This is a genomic window from Vulcaniibacterium tengchongense (genome assembly GCF_003814555.1).
Lineage (GTDB): Bacteria > Pseudomonadota > Gammaproteobacteria > Xanthomonadales > Xanthomonadaceae > Vulcaniibacterium > Vulcaniibacterium tengchongense.
Genome location: NZ_RKQN01000001.1, coordinates 17418 through 35186 on the forward strand (window position 1 = coordinate 17418; position 17769 = coordinate 35186).

Below are 17769 nucleotides of genomic sequence, written 5' to 3' on the forward strand. Positions count from 1 at the left end.
ACCGACCGGCGACGGCGCTCACGGCGACGGTTCTCCGTCGGCGCGCGGCTCGTCGGCCAGCGCGGGGTCGACGCCGACCTCGCCGAGCGCCGGCATGGGCCCGCGCGCCGGATGCCAGCGCTTGAGCTGGTAGACGTAGGACAGCACCTGGGCGACGGCGGCGTACAGCTTCACCGGGATCTCCTGGTCGATCTGCGCATGCCGATACAAGGCGCGTGCCAGCGGCGGCGCCTCGACGATCGCGACCCGGTGCTTGCCGGCGAGCTCGCGGATCGCCAGCGCGATCTCGTCCGCGCCCTTGGCCACCACCCGCGGCGCGCGCATCCGCTCCGCTTCGTACTTGAGCGCGACCGCGTAGTGGGTCGGATTGGTGACCACCACGTCCGCGGTCGGCACCGCCTCCATCATCCGCCGCCGCGACAGCTGCGCCGCGACCTGGCGCACGCGCGCCTTCACTTCCGGGTTGCCTTCGCTTTCCTTGAACTCGTCGCGCAGCTCCTGCTTGGTCATCTTCAGCCGGTCGCGGTAGCGCCAGTGCTGCCAGGGCACGTCGATCAGCGCCAGCAGCGCCAGGGCGCCGACCATCGCCAGCAGGGTCTTGGCGACGAAGGCGAGGCCGGCGCCGGCGGCCTCCTGCAGCGGCATGCCGGCCATCGCCAACAGCCGCGGGAACGCGCCGTACACCGCCGCCCCGCCGAGCCCGCCGATCAGCGCCACCCGCAGCAGCGAGCGCAGCAGCTCGGCCACGGCCTCGCGGCCGTACAGCCGCTTCAGCCCGGCCAGCGGGCCGAGGCGCTGCAGGTCCGGTTGCAGCGCCTGGCCGGAGAAGCGCAAGCCGCCCATCAGCAGCGGCGCGACGAAGCACGCGGCCAGCGCGGCCAGCAGCAGCGGCCACAACGGCGCGAGCAGGCCGAGCCCCAGCTCGGCCGCGCGCGCGAGCAGGCGGTCGTGGCGGCCGAGCAGGGCGGGATCGAGGGTCAACGCCTCGCGCATCCACCCGCGCGCCGCCGCGCCGATGCCGGGCCCGGCGACGAGCAGCGCCAGCGCGCCGGCGCCGAGCACGGCGGCGTTGCCGAGCTCGCGCGAGCGCGGCACGTCGCCGCGTTCGCGCGCCTCGCGCAGGCGTTTGGCCGATGGCTGTTCGGTGCGGTCTTCCTGGTCTTCGCTGGCCATGTGGGATTCGCTTCGCCCCGCGCGCGGCGGAGGACGAATGGGACGGAGGGGCAAAGGCCGCGCCGGACGCCCGCCGCGACCGGGGAGCCGCCGTCCCCGCGGAGGCGGGATCCAGCGACTTGCGGGCCTTCCTAGGCGGTCAGCGCACCGATCGCGGCGAACGCCTGGTCGAACAGGCGCTCCACCGGGCCTTGCAGCTCGCGTGCCAGCAGCGCGAGCAGCAGCAGGCCGGCCAGCAGCGCCACCGGCAGGCCGAGCTGGATCGGGTTGAGTTGCGCGGCCGCGCGCGCGAGCACGCCGAAGGCCAGGTTGACCGCGAGCAGCGCCACCGTCACCGGCAGCGCCAGCAGCACCCCGGCCTGCAGGCAGGCGGCGAAGAAGCCCGGCACCACCGCGAGGAAGTCCTGCGCGTCGGCCAGCGGCGCGCCGACCGGCAGCGCGCGGTAGCTGTCGAGCAGCGCGCGCACCAGGGCCAGGTGGCCGTCGAAGGCGAAGAACAGCAGGCCGAAGGCCAGGTAGAACCATTGCGCCAGCACCGGCGAGGACGCGCCGCTGAGCGGGTCGGCCAGGGTCGCGAACGACAGGCCCATGCCCTGCGAGACCAGCTCGCCGGCGAGCTGCCCGGCCTCGAACGCCAGGCGCAGGATCAGGCCGATCGCGATGCCGACCGCGAACTCGCGCAGCACGCCCAGCACCGTGGCGGCGTCGAGCGCGGCCGGCGGCGGCGCCGGCAGCAGCGCCGACAGCGCCCCGGCCAGCGCCAGGGCGACGACCAGCCGCACCCGCGCCGGCACGCCGCGGCCGCCGACCATCGGCAGGACCTGCAGCGCCGCGCCGACGCGCAGCGCGTGCCACAGCACCGCCGCGAGCATCCCGAACAGGTCCAGGCCGGTGGCGGCGGCGAGGGTGACGCTATCCAACGGCGCGCTCCCGCGAGCGCGGCGCGGAAAGCGCCCGAACGCGGCCGCCCATCCGCCTCACCCGATCAGGTGCGGAATGCGGTGGAACAGATCCACCGTGAACGCCACCAGCTTGCCGAGCAGGAAGTGCCCGGCCGCCGCCAGAGTCGCCACCAGCGCGATCGCCTTGACCACGAAGGCGATGGTCGGCTCGTTGATCTGGGTGGCTGCCTGGACCACGCCGATGATCACGCCCACCGCGAGCACCACCAGCAGCGGCGGCGCGCCGAGCAGCAGGGCCAGCTCCAGGCCGCGGCCGATCTCGGTGAGGGCGGTTTCCGGGGTCATCGCCGTCCTCCGCTCAGGCCGGGTTGAAGCTCGCCGCGAGCGAGCCGACCACCAGCACCCAGCCGTCCACCAGCACGAACAGCAGGATCTTGAACGGCGCCGACACCAGCATCGGCGAAAGCATCATCATGCCCATCGACATCAGCACGCTGGCCACCACCAGGTCGATGATCACGAACGGGATGTAGATCAGGAACGCGATCTCGAACGCGGTCTTCAGCTCGCTGGTCAGGAACGAGGCCGCCAGCACGCTGAACGGCACGTCGTTCGCGCTCGCGTACGGGCCGCTGTTGGACAACCCGGCGAAGGTCATCAGGTCGGTCTCGCGGATCTGCGCCAGCATGAAGCCGCGCAGCGGCTGCGCCGCCGCGGCCGCGGCGCTGCGGAAATCCAGTTCGTCGTCCAGGTAGGGCGCGATCCCGGCGGCCCAGGCCTGGTCGAACACCGGCATCATCACCATGGCGGTCAGGAACAGCGCCAGCGCCAGCAGCACCTGGTTGCTCGGCGTCTGCCCGGTGCCGAGCGCCTGCCGCAGCAGGCCCAGCACGATGATGATGCGGGTGAACGCGGTCAGCCCGAGCAGCGCCGCCGGCAGCAGGGTGATGCCGGTCATCAGCAACAGCACCTGCATCGGCAGGCTGACCGGCTCGTCGCCGATCTTGCCGACGGTCACCGACGGCAGCGGTTTCGCCGGCGCGGCCGGCGGCGCCGCCGGAGCCGCGGGCGCAGCCTGGGCGAACGCGGATGCGACCGGCAGCGCGGCGAGCAGCAGGGCGAGGAGGCCGAGGCGGAGCGAGCGGAGCAGGCGGCTCATGCTTTCCTTCCGAAGTGCTGCGCCAGCAGCTGCGCGAACGGGCTGGGCGCGGCCGCGGCCGTTTCCGGCAGCGGCGTGTCGAGGGTATGCAGGGTGCGCATGCCGGCCGGGCCGACGCCGACCAGCAGCTGGGCGTCGCCGACCGCGACCACCACCAGGCGGTCGCGCGGGCCGAGCGCGAGCGAACCGACCACGCGCAGCGCGGGATTGGCGGCGCGGCCGAACCCGGGCATGCGCCGCGCCAGCCAGCCCAGGCCGAGGATCAGCCCGACCACCAGCAGCAGCGCCAGCACCGTGCCGCCGACGCTGCCCGCCTCGGCGCGCGCGGCCGGGAAGGGCGCAGGCGGCGCGACCTGGGCCAGCGTCTTCGGCGCCGCAGTCGCCTGCGCAGCGGCGGCGCCGGTCTTTTCGGCCTGGCCGTTCGCCGCCGCGGGCGAAGGCGAGGCGGAGGCGGCCCGCGAGGGCCCGCCCGCCGCGGAAGAGTCGCCCGGTGCCGCCGCGGGAACCGTTGCGGACGCGGCGTTCGCGGGGTCGGGCACGGCGGCCGCCCCCGACGCGGCATCCGCCGGCATCGGCGCAGGGCGCACCGCCTCGGTCCCGTGCACCGGCGCGGGCGGCTGCCCCGGGCGCCCGGCTTCCGCCGCGAGGCGCGCGAAGTCCACCTGGGTCGGCGACGCCGCGGTCTTCATGCCCGCGCTCACCGCAGCCGCTTGATCCGCTCGGCCGGGCTGACCACGTCGGTCAGGCGCACGCCGAAGCGGTCGTTGACGACGACGACCTCGCCCTGCGCGATCAGGGTGCCGTTGACGTACAGGTCCAGCGGCTCGCCGGCGCCGCGCTCGAGCTCGACCACCGAGCCCTGGTTGAGCTGCAGCAGGTTGCGGATCGGGATGCGCGCGCGGCCGACCTCCAGCGACAGCGTCACCGGCACGTCGAGGATCACGTCGAGGTTGAGGTCGGCGGCCGCGGTGGCGTCGGCGGTCAGCGGATCGAAGGCGGCGCGCGCGGCGCCGGAGTCGTTCGGGGTCATGGGCGAGGCTCAGCTCGGGAGAGGGGGGTCGAAGACGGGCGTGCTGCGCGGCGCGTGCACCGCGGTGACCTTGATCGCGTTGCGGCCGTTGTGGGTGCCGAATTCGCCGCTGAACAGCGGCATCTGCTCGACGCGCAGCTGCACCGTGCGCGGCAGCTCGATCGGGATCACGTCGCCCACGCGCAGCCGGCACAGCTCGCGCAGGCTGATCTGGCGCTGGGTCAGCACGCTGCTCAGCTCCACCTGCGCGTCCTGCAGTTGCGCGCGCAGGGCCACGGTCCAGCCCTCGTCGCGCTCGATGCGGTCGCTCTGCACGCCGGCGTCGAGCTGCTCGCGGATCGGCTCGATCATCGAGTACGGCAGCGAGACGTGGAACTCGCCGCCGCCGCCCTCCAGCTCGACGTGGAAGCGGCTGACGACGATGTACTCGCGCGGGCTGATGATGTTGGCGAAGTGCGGGTTGACCTCGGAATTGAGGTACTCGAACTCCACCGGCATCACCGGCGCCCACGCCTCCACCAGGTCGGCGAAGGTCTGCTTCAGCAGCAGCTGGATCACCCGCATCTCGGTCGGGGTGAACTCGCGGCCCTCGATCTTGGCCGGGTACTTGCCGTTGCCGCCGAAGAAGTTGTCGACCACGGTGAACACCAGCCGCGGCTCGAACATCACGATCGCGGTGCCGCGCAGCGGCTTCATCTTCACCAGGTTGAGGTTGGTCGGCACCTGCAGCGAGTGCATGTACTCGCCGAAGCGGCGCAGGTCGATGCCGCGCACCGACAGGTCGGCCGAGCGGCGCAGCAGGTTGAACAGGCCGATGCGCCAGGTGCGGGCGAAGCGCTCGTTGATCATCTCCAGGGTCGGCAGGCGGCCGCGGACGATCCGGTCCTGGCTGGCGAAGTCGTACGGCCGCGCCTCGCCCGGGGTGGGCGGCGGCTCGGTCCCGATCGCGCCGCTGTCGACGCCGTGCAGCAGCGCGTCGATCTCGTCCTGGCTCAGCAGATCGCTGCTCATGGGCGGGTTCCGCTCACTGGGTGACCAGGCTGGTGAAGTAGACCGCCTCGACCTTGTCGGCGGCGCGTTCGGCGCGCAGCACCGCGCGCACTTCCTCCAGGGCCTTCTCCTGCAGGCGCTCCTTGGCGCTGCGCTGGGCCAGGCCGGTCGCGGTCTGCTGGCCGAACAGCAGCAGAAGGCGGTTGCGGATCGCCGGCGTGTGCAGTTCGAGCGCGGCGCCGGTGGCCTCGTCGCGGGTCATCACCTGCACGTCGGCCTGCAGGTAGCGCACCGCGTCGGCGTCGGCGAGGTTGACCACGAAAGCCGGCTCCAGCGCGTAGTAGCGCGCCGGCGCGATCGCCGCGGAGCCGGTCTGCGCCGGCGCCTGCGCGGGCGCGGCGTTGCGCGTCTGCCACCAGAACCAGCCGCCCGCGCCCGCGCCGATGGCGAGCACGGCGACCAGGATCCAGAGCACGAGGTTGCTGCTGCTGCGTGCGGGCGGTTCGGCGGCGCGGGCGGACATGCGGTGTTTCGCTCTTCGGCAGTGGGGTCGCCGGAGCGGGTGCAAGGCGTGTGCCGTGGCGGCGATCCGGGCGCGGCTTCGATCCGCCGGTGACGGCGCCCGCCTGGGGCGAGGAGACGGCCGCGCGGCGCCGGGGCGAGGCCGGCATCTCGGCGACGCGGCGCTCGTCCGGCCGCGCAGGCGGCCGGTTGCCTTGCTCCGACCTCTCCCGCGCCGGAGAGGCGAAATCGCTCGTGTAATCCCTTTTCCCGCTTGCGGGAGAAGGAAACGGCGGTGCAGCGGCCGAAGGCGCAGGCGTTTCGGCGATGCGGCGTTCTTCCGCCCGTCCTGCGGCGGCCCGTTCCCTCAGCCCGCCCTTCCCGAACGCCGGCGCGGGCGCGATCGGCTCCGCCGCGCACGGCCCTTCTTGCGCTTGCAGAAGGAAAGCGGCCGCACAGCGGCCGAAGTGGGGCCGCAGGGCGGGTCCGGGCCGCCCGGCGAATCCATCATCCAAGCGTCGGGTTTTTGACGGGCCGCGCGCGGCGGACTTCCGACTGCGTGCGCGGCGTCACGCGTACTCGTCGAGCAGCCCGCGCGTCGCGCGCGGCGCGGCGGCGGGGCGCCAGGCCGGCTCGGCGCCGGCGTCCCGCGGCGCGGCCAGCGGCGCGGGCGCGGGCTGCGCGCCACCGCCGGCCTGGCGCTGGCCGACGTCGGCCTGGCCCAGCTGCAGGCCGTGCTGGCCGAGCAGTTCGCGCAGCCGCGGCAGGCCGGCCTCCAGCGCCTGCCGCACCTCGGCGTGGGCGCTGTGGAATTCGGCGTGGACGCGGTGGCCGTCGAGCTGCAGGCGCACGTCGATCGCGCCGAGGTGCTCCGGGGCGATGCGGATCTCGGCATGGCCGATGCGCTGCTCGGCCATCCAGGCCACGCGCGCGCCGAAACCGTCGTCGAAGCCGGCGCGCAGGTCCGGAGGCGCCTGCGCCGGCGCGGCCGCGTGCGCCGGCGCGCCGGCGCGCAGCGGCGCCGCGGCGTTCGCCGGCGCCGGCAACGACGGCGCGCCGGCGTCGGCGGGCGTGCGCGCATCGGCCGCGATGTCGCCGAGCGTGGCATCGTCGCCGGCCACCAGCGCCTGGGCGAACGCCGCATCCGCACCGGAGGCGAGGGGGGCGGCCGCGTTCGCGGCGGTTTCGGCCGGCGTGGCCGCCGGCGGCAACGCGCTCTGCAGCGGCGCGGGCGCCGTCTTCGCGCCGGCCTGGCTCGCGTTATGGGCGGCCGGCAACGGCAACCCGGGCGCGGCCGGCGGCAAGGACGCGCCGGCCTCGCCGGCGCCGCTCGCCGGCGGCGACGCGGCCGGTGCCGGCAGGCCGGCGAGCAGGGCGAGCAACTGGCCCGGCAGCGCGGCGGCGTCGGCCGGTCCGGCCGCCTCCTCGGCGTCGGCGGGGGAATCCCCGGCGGGCGCGGCGCTGCCGCCCGCGGGCGCTTCGGGCGCGGGCGACGCGGCCCCGTCCGGCTGCAGCAGGCGATCGAAGTCCGGCCCGCCGCCGCTCGCGCGCGCGGCATCCCCGCTCGCGGCGGCCGCAGGACCGTGGCCCGCCGCCGCGCCGGGGCTAGGGGTCCCCGGCGCGGACGGCGGGGCGGCGAAGGCCGGTGCGTTCATCGCGGTTCTTCCTGGTCGGCGCGGACCCGCCGCGCACCGAGGTCGTCCAGCTCGCGCTGCACGCGCTGCTCGGCCACGCGCGTCTCCTGCGCGCGGTAGCTGCCGGCGAGCTGCTCCAGGACCTTGGTATCGCGGCTGGCCAGCAGCAGGCGCGCGCGTTCCACGTCGCGGTGGCGGCGGCTGTTGTCGACGATGCGGCTCTGCTGCTCCACCGCGGTCTCCAGCTTGGCGCGGAAGGCGAGGCGGTTGGCCAGCAGCGCCGGGGCGATGGTGCCGCCGCTCGGCGGCGCGGCGTATTCCTCGGCGTAGCGGCGCAGCGCGTCCAGGCGCGCTTCCTGCTCGGCCAGGGCGCGGTCGCGCTCGGCGACTTCGCGCGCGGCGTCGTCCTGGCGTTGCTGGGCCACGCGCAGCAGGGGATCGAGGCGTTGCGAACGGGTCATGCGGTCTCCGGGGTGGTGCGCGGGTCGTCGAGCAGGCGGGCCAGGGCTTCGCGGCTGGAGGCCACGTCGGCGGCCTCGCTCACGTCCTGGCCGAGGAACTGCAGGATCGCCGGCCAGCGCGCCAGCGCCTCGTCGACCACCGGGTCGTTGCCGCGCTGGTAGGCGCCGATCGCGATCAGGTCGCGCTGGGCGTTGTAGGCGGCCATCAGCCGCTTGAGCTTGCGGATGCGTTCGCGCCAGGGCGCGTCGGTGATCTCCTGCATCACCCGGCTGACCGAGACCTCGACGTCGATGGCCGGGTACTGGCCGGCGTCGGCAATGCGCCGGGTCAGCACGATGTGGCCGTCGAGGATCGCGCGCGCGGCGTCGGCGATCGGCTCCTGCTGGTCGTCGCCCTCGGTCAGCACGGTGTAGAACGCGGTGATCGAGCCGCGGCCGTCGGCGCCGTTGCCGGCGCGCTCGACCAGCGCCGGCAGCTTGGCGAACACGCTGGGCGGGTAGCCGCGGGTGGTCGGCGGCTCGCCGACCGACAGGCCGATCTCGCGCTGGGCGTGGGCGAAGCGGGTCAGCGAATCCATCAGCAGCAGCACGTGCAGGCCCTGGTCGCGGTACCACTCGGCGATCGCGGTCGCGCGCAGCGCGCCGTGCAGGCGCGCCAGCGGCGGGCGGTCGGCGGGCGCGGCCACCACCACCGCGCGGCGCAGGCCCTCCTCGCCGAGCGTGCTCTCGACGAAGTCGCGCACCTCGCGGCCGCGCTCGCCGATCAGGCCGACCACGATCACGTCGGCGGCGGTGTAGCGGGTCATCATGCCCAGGAGGGTCGACTTGCCGACGCCGGAGCCGGCGAACAGGCCGACGCGCTGGCCGCGGCCGATCGGCAGCAGGGCGTTGATCGCGCGCACGCCGACGTCGAGCGAACGGGTGATCGGCTCGCGCGTCAGCGGGTTGATCGAGGCGCCGGCCAGGCCGACCCAGTGCTCGGCGCGGATCGGCCCGCGGCCGTCGAGCGGCACGCCGTCGCTGTCGATCACCCGGCCGAGCAGGGCCTCGCCGACCGCGACCTCGCCGCGCTGGCGGCTGGGCACCACGCGCGCGTTCGGCAGCAGGCCCTCGAGGCTGGAGGAGGGCATCAGGAAGGTGCGGTCGCCGGAGAAGCCCACCACCTCGGCGTCGACCCAGCGGCCGCCGGCGGTCTCCACCCGGCAGCGCGAGCCCAGCGGCGCGCTGCAGCCGCTGGCTTCCAGGGTCAGGCCGACCGCGCGGCGCAGCACGCCCTCGCGCGCCAGGCCCTGCGACGGCGGCTGCGGCGCCGCCGCACGCAGCCGCTGCGCCAGGCGCAGGTTGCGCGCTTCGCGCCAGTGCGCGGCGGCGATGCTCATGCGGCGGCCCTCATCCGCCCGGCGGGCCCCTTCCGCCGCGAGCGGGCGAAGGGAACCGCGCAGGGACGAACAGGCGCGGGACTCGCCGCGGCCGCCGCCCTTCTCCCGCCGGGCGCGCGAGTTGGGGCGAGGGCAAAGGGGGGCGTGGGAGCGGACACGACGCTCATCGCGCCGCCCCATGCGCGGCGACGGTGGAGTCGAGCACCGCCTGCAGCCGCGCCGCGAGGGTGCCGTCGATGCGCACGCTCTCGCCGTGCAGGCGCAGCTCGCCGCGGCCGAGCGTGGCGTCGTTGCTCAGGCGCACGCCGTCGAGGCCGGCCAGGTGCGGCGCGAGCACGCCCAGGTCGTCCGGATGCAGGCGCAGCTCGACTTCGCGCTGCGCGCTGCCGACCGCGTCCAGCGCCTCGCGCACCAGGTCGGCGAGCAGGGCCGGGTCGGCGGTGTAGGCCGGGCCGAGCAGGGCGCCGGCGACGCGCACGGCCAGTTCCGCCAACGCTTCGGCGACCTCGTCGTCGAGCCGCGCCAGCGGCCGGGTGAAACCGTCGAGGATGCCTTCGATCTGCGCCACCAGCCGGCGCACCTCGGCCTGGCCGGCGGCGAACCCCTCGGCATGGCCGCGCGCCAGGCCTTCGGCGTAGCCGGCCTCGCGCGCGGCCTCCTCGATCGCCTGCAGCGCCTCCACGCTGGGCGGCGCCGGCGGCGGGGCCGGCTCCGGCTCCGGCGCGCGCAGCTCCAGGCCGGGCGCGGTCCAGCGCACCGCGCCGGCGAGCTCGCCCGGGCGCAGCGCCGCGCTCATACGAAGGCCTCCGCCTTGGCCGCGAGCTGGATCGCGCCGCCGTCGGCCATGCGCCGCACGATGCCGAGGATCTCCTTCTGCGCGGCCTCGACCTCGGCCAGCCGCACCGGCCCGCGCGCTTCCATGTCCTCGACCAGGATCTGCGCCGCGCGCTGCGACATGTTCGAGGTGATCTTCTCGCGCACCTTCGGGTCGGCGCCGCGCAGGGCGATGGCGAGGCGGTCGTTCGGCACCTCGCGCAGGATCGCCTGCATCGCGCGGTCGTCGACCTCGGCCAGGTTGTCGAACACGAACATCAGGTCGCGGATGCGCACGCCGAGCTCGCCGTCGATCTCGCCGATGGCGCCGAGGATCGCCTCGTCCTGGCCCGAGTCCATGAAGTTGAGGATGTTGGCGGCGACGCGCACGCCGCCCACCGACGACGACTTCAGGTTCTGCGCGCCGGCGAACTGCCGCGCCATCACGTCGTTGAGTTCGTTGAGCGCGTTCGGCGGGATGCCGTCGAGCGTGGCGATGCGCAGCAGCACGTCGGCGCGCACGCGCTCGGGCAGGCACTTGAGCACCTCGGCGGCCTGGTCGCTGTCCAGGTGCGCCATGACGATGGCGATGATCTGCGGGTGCTCGTTGCGCACCAGGTCGGCGATCGCGCGCGGCTCCATCCACTTCAGCGTGTCCAGGCCGGAGGTGTTGCGGCCCTGCAGGATGCGGTCGATCAGGCTGTTGGCGCGCTCCTCGCCCAGCGCCTGCACCAGCACCGCGCGCACGTATTCGTCGGCGCCGGGGCCGAGGCCGCTGGGCTGCGACAACGTTTCGACGAACTGGTCGATCACCCGCGCCACGTCGTCGCGCGAGACGCCGCTGACCGAGGTCATCGCCAGGCCGAGCTTCTGCACTTCCTTCGCGCTCATGTGCTTGAGCACCTCGGCGGCCTGCTGCTCGCCGAGCGAGAGCAGCACCACCGCCGCGCGCTGCACGCCGGTCAGGGACTCAGCCATCGGATTCCACCCATTCGCGCACGACCTGGGCGACGCGCTTGGAGTCGTTGCTGACCGCGGCGCGCGCCACCTCCAGTTTCTCCTCGAAGCTCATCGCCCCCGGCGCGGCCGGGGCGGCGAGCGCGTTCGGTTCGGCCGGCGCGGACAGCGCCACCGGCACGTCCTCGTCGGTCCCGGCCGCGGCCGCCGGCAGCGCCGCGGCGGGCGCCGGGCGCGGCCCGAGCATCGCCCGCAGCGCCGGCCGCAGCACGGCGAAGATCAGCACCAGCAGCGCCAGCCCGCCGACCGCGATGCGCAGCACCTCGCGCGCGCGCGGGTCCTGCCACAGCCGTTCCCACAGCGGCGGCTTCTCCTCCTCGCCGGCCAGCGCGTCGCGCGCGAACGGCGCGTTGACCACCGACACCGCGTCGCCGCGCCCGCCGTCGAAGCCGATCGCCTGCTGCACCAGGGTCTCGATGCGCTTGAGCTCGGCGTCGCCGAGCGCGCGCAGGCGCGGCTTGCCGTTCGGGCCGGGCGCCTGCGGCAGGTTGTCGACCAGCACCGCGGCGGTGACGCGGCGGATGCGGCCGGGGCCCTGGCGGGTGTGGGTCAGGGTGCGGTCGATCTCGTAGTTGCGGACCGAACTGCGCGAGGCCGGGCCGGAGGCGGCGGCGCTCGGCGGCGGATCGGCCGCGGCGGCGGTGGCGGGCGTCGGGTCGGGCGTGTTGCTGGCGCTGCCCGGCACGCCCTGCGGCGCCGGCGCGGCGAGGTTGCCGGATTCGGCGACCTGCTCGCTGCGCACGACCGGCGCCTGCGGGCCGTAGGTCTCGCGCGCCTCCTCGGTCTGGGCGAAGTCCATGTCGACGCTGACCTGGGCGCTGACGCGGCCCGGGCCGGTCAAGGGCTCGAGCAGCTCGTGGATGCGCTGCACGTAGTTCGCTTCCAGGCGGCGGCGCTGCTCGAACTGCGCCGCGCTGACCGCCGCCTCGCTGTCCGGATCGACGTTGGACAGCATCCGGCCGAACTGGTCGACGACGGTGACGCGCTCCGGCGGCAGCCCGGGAATGCTGGAGGCCACCAGGTGCACGATCGCGTCGACCTGGCCCTGCTCGAGCGCGCTGCCGCTCTGCAGCTGCAGCACCACCGAGGCGCTGGCCGGCTCCTTCTGCCGGGTGAACGCGCTCGGCTTGGGCAGCGCCAGGTGCACGCGCGCCTCGCGCACCGGGCGCAGGTTGGCGATGGTGCGCGCCAGCTCGGTCTCCAGCGCGTGCTGGTAGCGCGCGTTCTCGATGAACTGGCTGGTGCCGAAGCCCTGGTCGCCCTGGATGGTCTCGAAGCCGGTGTTCGGCGTGGCCGGCAGACCGGCGGCGGCCAGCGCCAGCTTGGCCGGGCCGAGCTGGTCCTGCGGCACCGCCAGCGCGCCGCTGGCGTCGAGCCGGAAGGGGATGTTGGCCTTGCCCAGCAGGTCGGAGGCCTCGCTGGTCGCCTTCGCGTCGAGCCCGGCGAACACCGGCACGTAGTCCGGGCGCTGGCTCCAGAAGAACAGCCCCAGCCCGAGCGCCACCGCGGCGGCGACCAGCGCCAGCAGGCCGAGCTGGCGCACCGCCGGGATGTCCTGCAGGCGGGCGAGGTCGCGCAGGGAGGGGGCGTGCTTGGGCAGCGCAACGACGTTCATGGGGAGCGGGGCTCGGGATTCGGGGTTCGTGGGGTGCGGTGCGGGATCAACGATGCGCAGGCGCGGTCACGGCGGGCGGGTCGTCATGTCGGGTGTTCCGGATGCCTGCATCGTTCTTCTGCGATCCGGGTCGCCGACTCCGAGGATCACACCGGCATGTTCATCACGTCCTGGTAGGCCTGCACCAGGCGGTTGCGCACCTCCACGGTGGCGCGGAACGCGACCTGCGACTGCTGCATCGCCACCATCACCCGCGCCAGGTCGGCGCGCGGGTCGCCGAGCTCGAACGCCTGCTGCAGCGCGCCGGCCTGGTTCTGCGCGCGGCTGACGCCGTTGACCGCGCGGTTCAGGGCCTGGGCGAAGCCGGGCGCTTCGGCGCCGGTGCCGATCGCGTCCGGCAGCGTCGGCGCGATCGCGTTGCCCGGCGCGGCGTCGCCGGCGCGCAGGCGCTGCTCGTGGGCGCGGATCTGGGAGAGGATCGAGGAGATCGCGTCGGTCATGGCGTCAGGTCCACGGGTCTGCCGGGACACAGGCAAGGCGCGTGCCAGTCACCCCCGCGCGTGCTGCGGGAAAACCTTCCTCGAAGCCCTTCCCCCGCGCTGCGGCAAGGCCTTCCTCGAGACTCTTCGCCCGCCCGCGGAAGAGGAATCGGGGCGAGGGCGGGTGGGCGTGGGGGCGAACGCGGCATTCATCGCGCCGCTCGGTACGCGGCCCGGGCCGGTGCACGCCCTCGCCCGATCTTCGGGGCACCTTCTCCCGCAAGCGGAGAAGGATCTGGAGCCCCGCTCCCGCTTGCGGGAGCGGGGTTGGGCCGAGGGCGTGCGGGCAGCCGCGCCCGGCCGAGTCAGAATCCCGACGCCAGTTCGACGCCGTCGCGCTCGATGCCGTACTTGCGCAGCTTCTCCACCAGCGTGGTGCGGCGCAGGCCGAGCAGCGGCGCCGCATGGGCAACCACGCCGCCGGCCTGGGCCAGCGCGGCGCGGATCAGCTCCAGCTCGATGTTGGCGATGTGCCCGCGCAGGTCGATGCCCTGCGGCGGCAGGGTGGTGGTCGGCGACAGCGTGGAAGGGTCCGGCGCCGCGGCCTCGGCCTGGCGGATCATCGCCATCACCGGCAGCGCCGGCTCCTCGTGCGCTTCCGCCGCGGCGGCGCGGTAGCGCGCCGGCAGGTCGTCGCTGCGCACCAGCCCGTCGGGGTGCAGCACCGCCAGGCGCTCGAGCAGGTTGCTCAACTCGCGCACGTTGCCGGGCCACGGATAGCGCTGCAGGGTGGCGATCGCGTCGGCGCCCAGGCGCACGCGGCCGCGGCCGCCGTCGGCGAGCTGGCGGGTGATCGCCTCGATCAGGTCGGGCAGGTCCTGGCCGCGCTCGCGCAGCGACGGCATCTCGATCGGGAACACGTTGAGGCGGTAGAACAGGTCCTCGCGGAACTTGCCCTCGGCGATGTGCGCTTCCAGGTTGCGGTGGGTGGCGGCGATCACCCGCACGTCGCACTTGATCGTCTGGTTGCCGCCAACGCGCTCGTAGCAGCGCTCCTGCAGCACGCGCAGCAGCTTGACCTGCATCGCCATCGGCATGTCGCCGATCTCGTCGAGCAGCAGGGTGCCGCCCTCGGCCATCTCGAAACGGCCCTTGCGCTGGGTCAGCGCGCCGGTGAAGGCGCCCTTCTCGTGGCCGAACAGCTCGCTCTCCAGCAGGTCGGGCGGGATCGCGCCGCAGTTGATCGCGACGAACGGCTTGTCCCGGCGCGGCGAGCGCGCGTGGATCGCGCGCGCGGCGACCTCCTTGCCGGTGCCGGACTCGCCGAGGATCAGCACCGTGGTGTCGAACGGCGCGACCTGGTCGATCATCCGGTTCAGCCGCAGCACCGCCGGGCTGCGGCCGGTCGGGCCGACGCTCGGCAGTTCGCGCCTGGCGTCGTCGTCCAGGCGCTTGAGGCTGGCGCGGCGCAGCGCGTCCTGCAGTTGCGGGCGGCGCAGCGGGTAGTCCAGCGGCCACACCGTGTCCGGGTGCAGGCAGGCGCGCCAGGCGGCGTCGGCGGGGTGGCCGGGCAGTTCCAGCAGCGGCGGGTGCAGCGGCTGCCGCGACAGCCATTCGGCGAAGCGCCGCCAGGCGCCGGCGTCGCCGACCTCGCCGACCACCACCGCGACCCAGTCGCTGGCGCGCGCGCGGGCCAGGTCGAGGTCGGCCGCGTCGGCGACCAGGCGCGGGGTGAAGTCCATGAACTCCAGCAGGGCCGCGACGCGCTCGGCGCGCGCCATGTTCCCGTCGAGAAGCAGGATGCGCGATTCGCTCATGGGGTGTCCTCCTGGGCCAGCCGCTGCAGCAGCGGCAGGACGTCCTGGATGTAGGCGAGCTTGCTGACGAAGGCGTCGGCGCCGGCGCGCAGCGCGTGCTCGCGGTGCTCGGTGTCGTCGAAATGGCTGGCGATGACCACGTACGGCGGCTGGTCCTGCGCCTTGATCAGGCGCGTGGCCTGCAGCCCGCCCATCTCCGGCATCGCCATGTCCATCAGCACCACCTGCGGGCGCAGGGTCTCGCACTGCGCGATCGCCTCGATGCCGTTGCCGGCGGTGCCGACCACCTCGATCCAGTCCAGCTTGCGCAGGTGGCGCATCGCCGCGCCGATGAAGCCGGGGTGGTCGTCGACCAGCAGTAGGGTGAGTTTGCGCACGGTGGGCCTCAGCCGGCTTTCGCCTGTCGCGGTGAACGCCGGCGCAGGCGCGCCGGAGCGATGGACAACTGGTCGCGGTACTTGGCCACGGTACGCCGCGCCACGCGCACGCCCTGGCGCGCCAGCAGGCCGGCGATCACGTCGTCGGCCAGCGGCGCGTGCGCCGGTTCGGCGTCGATCAGGCGCTTGACCATCGCCTTGACCGCGCTGCCCGACACCTCCGCGCCTTCCAGCCGCACCGCGAACAGGCGCTTGAGCTCGAAGGTGCCGCGCGGGGTCTGGAGGTACTTGCCGTTGACGATGCGCGAGACCGTGGACTCGTGCATGCCGATGGCGTCGGCGACCTCGCGCAGGGTCAGCGGCGCGATCGCCTCCTCGCCGCGCTCCAGGAACGCGCGCTGGCGTTCGACCAGCACCTGCGCGGTGCGCAGCAGGGTGTCGTGGCGCATCGCCACGCCGCGCACCAGCCAGCGCGCCTCCTCCAGCAGGCCGCGCAGCGCGCCGGCCTCGCCGGGCGCGGCGGCCAGGGCGCGCTCGCAATGCGCGGCGATGCGCAGGCGCGGCGCGGCGCGGCCGTTCAGCGCGACGCGCCAGGCGCCGTCCGCCTTCCAGGCGACCACGTCCGGCACCAGCGCTTCGTGCCCGCTCGCCGGCAATTCCTCGACCGGATGCGGGCGCAGGCCGAGGATCAGCGCCACCGCCGCCCGTACCTGCTCCGGTGCCGCGTCCAATGCCGCGGCCAGCGCCGCCGCGTCGTGCGCGGCGAGCAGGTCCAGGCGCTCGCGCAGGATGCGTTCGGCGAGCGCGCGCGCCGGCGTCGGCGGCAACGCGGCCAGTTGCGCGCGCAGGCATTCGCCGGCGTCGGCCGCGGCCATGCCCGGCCAGTCGCCGTGCAGCAGGCGCTGGCGCGCCAGTTCCAGCTCGCGCGCGGGCAGCGCCCAGTGCCGCGCGCCGGCGCGCAGCAGTTCCTCGAGCGGCTGCTCGAGATAGCCGCGGTCGTCGCAGTGGTCCAGCCACCAGGCGGCGAGGGCGAGCTCGCGGGGGGCCCAGTGCAGGGCCAATTGCTGCAGCAGGCGCTGGCGCGGGTCGCTGGAGGCGGACGCGGCGACGCGCGCGCCGGCGTCCTCGTCCCACTCGCCGGCGGCGTTGCCGCCGGACAGGAACGCCGGCTCGGGCAGTTCGTCCCAGGCCGCGGCGTCGCGCGCGGCGGCGTCCGGGTCCGCCTCCGCGGCGGGTTCCTCGGGCTCCTCGTCCTGCTCCAGCAGCGGGTTGCGTTCGAGGGCCTGGCGCAGCTCTTGCTCGAGCTGCGGCGCGGTGAGCTGCAACAGCCGGATCGACTGCAGCAGTTGCGGCGTCAGCTGGATGCTCTGCCCGAGCTGCGGGCGCAGCGTGGCTTTCATCGGCGGTCCCCTGTTCTCGCCCCGCCCTTGCGGCGGGCCCCGGGAACATCCTGCCGCCGCCGCGTCGGAGTTCGAATCGGGGCGCGCCCGCCTCCCTATCGGGGAATTCCCGGCAGGTGTCGGGAAAACCCCGACACGGTGACGGCTTTCCGGCGGGCGGGTCGTCGCGGGGTCAGGTGCCGGTGCGGTCGTGCAGGCGCACCGCCACCCGCAGCAGTTCCACCGCGTTGCGGCAGCCCAGCGTCTCCATCATCCGCGCGCGGTGGGTCTCGACGGTCTTCACGCTGATGCCGAGGTCGGCGGCGATCTGCTTGCTGGTGCGGCCGGCGCCGAGCGCGGCGAGGATCTCGCGCTGGCGCGGCGGCAGGGCGGCGATCCCGTCGCCGCGTTGCGGCCGGGCCGGGAACAATTGCGGCCCGGACACCTGCGGGCTGAGGTAGGTGCGGCCGGCGGCGGCGGCGCGCACCGCGATCTCCAGTTCCGCCGGCGCCGCCTCCTTGACCACGAAGCCGCTCGCGCCGCGCGCCAGCGACTCGCGCACGTGGCCCGGGTCGTCGTGCATCGACATCACCACGACCGCGGTGTCCGGGCAGGCCTGGCGCAGCTCGGCCAGCGCCTCGAAGCCGCTGCGCCCGGGCATCGACAGGTCGAGCAGGACCACGTCCGGCGCGGCCCGGCGCGCGCCGAACACGGCCTCGTCGGCGCTCGCGGCCTCGGCGACGACTTCGATGCCGGCGAAGGTCTCCAGCAGGCGGCGCAGCCCGGCGCGGACCAGCGTGTGGTCGTCGCAAATCAGTACACGCAAGATCCCCGGACCCAACTCGCTCCCCCGAGTACAGCCGAAACTCCAGGCCGCACCTTAGCGGATGCGGGCCTGGGGCGGTCGCGGGCCGCCCGCATACTGTGATCGGATTCGCGTTTGTCGGCGCCGCGGCGGGGCATCCGCGCCGCGGCGCGGTGCGATTTCACGGTTTGCAGGCTCCGGGCCGGGTTCGCGCACGCGGGCGATCCGCGGCTGCGTT

Annotated in this window: 20 protein-coding genes; 1 reads left to right on the forward strand and 19 read right to left on the reverse strand. The window is 74.8% G+C overall.

The features are described 5' to 3' along the window. Nucleotides 1-18: 18 nt before the first annotated feature. The 5 genes from flhB to fliO all read right to left on the reverse strand — a co-directional run bounded on the left by flhB (nucleotide 19) and on the right by fliO (nucleotide 3596). Complete coding sequence (flhB, locus tag EDC50_RS00085; protein WP_123768452.1) at nucleotides 19-1173, reverse strand: flagellar biosynthesis protein FlhB; 1155 nt, start codon at nucleotides 1171-1173, stop codon at nucleotides 19-21. A gap of 131 nt (nucleotides 1174-1304) precedes the next feature. Further along, nucleotides 1305-2093 (reverse strand): flagellar biosynthetic protein FliR, encoded by a 789-nt coding sequence (fliR, locus tag EDC50_RS00090; RefSeq protein WP_199742152.1) that lies wholly within the window; start codon nucleotides 2091-2093, stop codon nucleotides 1305-1307. A 57-nt stretch (nucleotides 2094-2150) separates the two neighbouring features. Beyond that, the gene (locus EDC50_RS00095) at nucleotides 2151-2420 is read right to left on the reverse strand and encodes a flagellar biosynthetic protein FliQ (protein WP_123768453.1); all 270 of its coding nucleotides are present in this window, start codon (nucleotides 2418-2420) and stop codon (nucleotides 2151-2153) included. 13 nt (nucleotides 2421-2433) lie between these two features. Next, a complete protein-coding gene (gene fliP / locus EDC50_RS00100) occupies nucleotides 2434-3234 on the reverse strand; it encodes a flagellar type III secretion system pore protein FliP (protein WP_123768454.1) in 801 nt (266 codons plus the stop codon). Continuing rightward, nucleotides 3231-3596 (reverse strand): flagellar biosynthetic protein FliO, encoded by a 366-nt coding sequence (gene fliO / locus EDC50_RS16270; protein ID WP_425477884.1) that lies wholly within the window; start codon nucleotides 3594-3596, stop codon nucleotides 3231-3233. Before fliO ends, fliP begins: the two co-directional genes overlap by 4 nt. Between fliO and EDC50_RS16275 the strand changes: the two genes are divergently transcribed. Continuing rightward, nucleotides 3529-3948, forward strand: a complete 420-nt coding sequence (locus EDC50_RS16275; RefSeq protein WP_158635751.1) for a hypothetical protein — start codon at nucleotides 3529-3531, stop codon at nucleotides 3946-3948. The two genes, fliO and EDC50_RS16275, sit on opposite strands and share 68 nt — an antisense overlap. Here EDC50_RS16275 and fliN read toward each other — a convergent pair. The 14 genes from fliN to EDC50_RS00175 form a co-directional block, all read right to left on the reverse strand. After that, nucleotides 3932-4264 (reverse strand): flagellar motor switch protein FliN, encoded by a 333-nt coding sequence (gene fliN / locus EDC50_RS00110; RefSeq protein WP_123768456.1) that lies wholly within the window; start codon nucleotides 4262-4264, stop codon nucleotides 3932-3934. The two genes, EDC50_RS16275 and fliN, sit on opposite strands and share 17 nt — an antisense overlap. A 9-nt stretch (nucleotides 4265-4273) precedes the next feature. After that, a complete protein-coding gene (fliM, locus tag EDC50_RS00115; protein WP_123768457.1) occupies nucleotides 4274-5275 on the reverse strand; it encodes a flagellar motor switch protein FliM in 1002 nt (333 codons plus the stop codon). Nucleotides 5276-5288: 13 nt separating this feature from the next. Then, entirely contained in the window at nucleotides 5289-5777 is a 489-nt protein-coding gene (locus EDC50_RS00120; protein ID WP_123768458.1) for a flagellar basal body-associated FliL family protein, read from the reverse strand. A gap of 547 nt (nucleotides 5778-6324) precedes the next feature. Beyond that, nucleotides 6325-7410 (reverse strand): flagellar hook-length control protein FliK, encoded by a 1086-nt coding sequence (locus EDC50_RS00125; RefSeq protein ID WP_123768459.1) that lies wholly within the window; start codon nucleotides 7408-7410, stop codon nucleotides 6325-6327. After that, nucleotides 7407-7850: a flagellar export protein FliJ gene (fliJ, locus tag EDC50_RS00130; RefSeq protein ID WP_123768460.1), complete on the reverse strand. Its 444-nt coding sequence runs from the start codon at nucleotides 7848-7850 to the stop codon at nucleotides 7407-7409. Before fliJ ends, EDC50_RS00125 begins: the two co-directional genes overlap by 4 nt. Continuing rightward, nucleotides 7847-9229 carry a flagellar protein export ATPase FliI gene (gene fliI, locus EDC50_RS00135; protein ID WP_123768461.1) on the reverse strand — a complete coding sequence of 461 codons (1383 nt, stop codon included), beginning with the start codon at nucleotides 9227-9229 and terminating at the stop codon, nucleotides 7847-7849. The genes fliJ and fliI overlap by 4 nt, the downstream gene beginning before the upstream one ends. 163 nt (nucleotides 9230-9392) lie before the next feature. Beyond that, nucleotides 9393-10025 carry a FliH/SctL family protein gene (locus EDC50_RS00140; RefSeq protein WP_123768462.1) on the reverse strand — a complete coding sequence of 211 codons (633 nt, stop codon included), beginning with the start codon at nucleotides 10023-10025 and terminating at the stop codon, nucleotides 9393-9395. Further along, complete coding sequence (fliG, locus tag EDC50_RS00145; protein WP_170167594.1) at nucleotides 10022-11008, reverse strand: flagellar motor switch protein FliG; 987 nt, start codon at nucleotides 11006-11008, stop codon at nucleotides 10022-10024. The genes EDC50_RS00140 and fliG overlap by 4 nt, the downstream gene beginning before the upstream one ends. 4 nt (nucleotides 11009-11012) lie before the next feature. Next, complete coding sequence (gene fliF, locus EDC50_RS00150; protein WP_123768464.1) at nucleotides 11013-12674, reverse strand: flagellar basal-body MS-ring/collar protein FliF; 1662 nt, start codon at nucleotides 12672-12674, stop codon at nucleotides 11013-11015. Between the two features lie 146 nt (nucleotides 12675-12820). After that, entirely contained in the window at nucleotides 12821-13174 is a 354-nt protein-coding gene (fliE, locus tag EDC50_RS00155; RefSeq protein ID WP_123768465.1) for a flagellar hook-basal body complex protein FliE, read from the reverse strand. A gap of 344 nt (nucleotides 13175-13518) precedes the next feature. Further along, on the reverse strand, nucleotides 13519-14970 hold the full coding sequence (locus EDC50_RS00160) for a sigma-54 dependent transcriptional regulator (RefSeq protein ID WP_123768466.1): 1452 nt from the start codon (nucleotides 14968-14970) through the stop codon (nucleotides 13519-13521). Continuing rightward, nucleotides 14967-15347 (reverse strand): response regulator, encoded by a 381-nt coding sequence (locus EDC50_RS00165; protein WP_123768467.1) that lies wholly within the window; start codon nucleotides 15345-15347, stop codon nucleotides 14967-14969. Before EDC50_RS00165 ends, EDC50_RS00160 begins: the two co-directional genes overlap by 4 nt. 8 nt (nucleotides 15348-15355) lie before the next feature. Beyond that, nucleotides 15356-16747 carry an RNA polymerase factor sigma-54 gene (gene rpoN, locus EDC50_RS00170; RefSeq protein WP_123768468.1) on the reverse strand — a complete coding sequence of 464 codons (1392 nt, stop codon included), beginning with the start codon at nucleotides 16745-16747 and terminating at the stop codon, nucleotides 15356-15358. A gap of 172 nt (nucleotides 16748-16919) precedes the next feature. After that, a complete protein-coding gene (locus EDC50_RS00175) occupies nucleotides 16920-17552 on the reverse strand; it encodes a response regulator transcription factor (protein ID WP_123768469.1) in 633 nt (210 codons plus the stop codon). Between the last annotated feature and the right edge of the window lie 217 nt (nucleotides 17553-17769).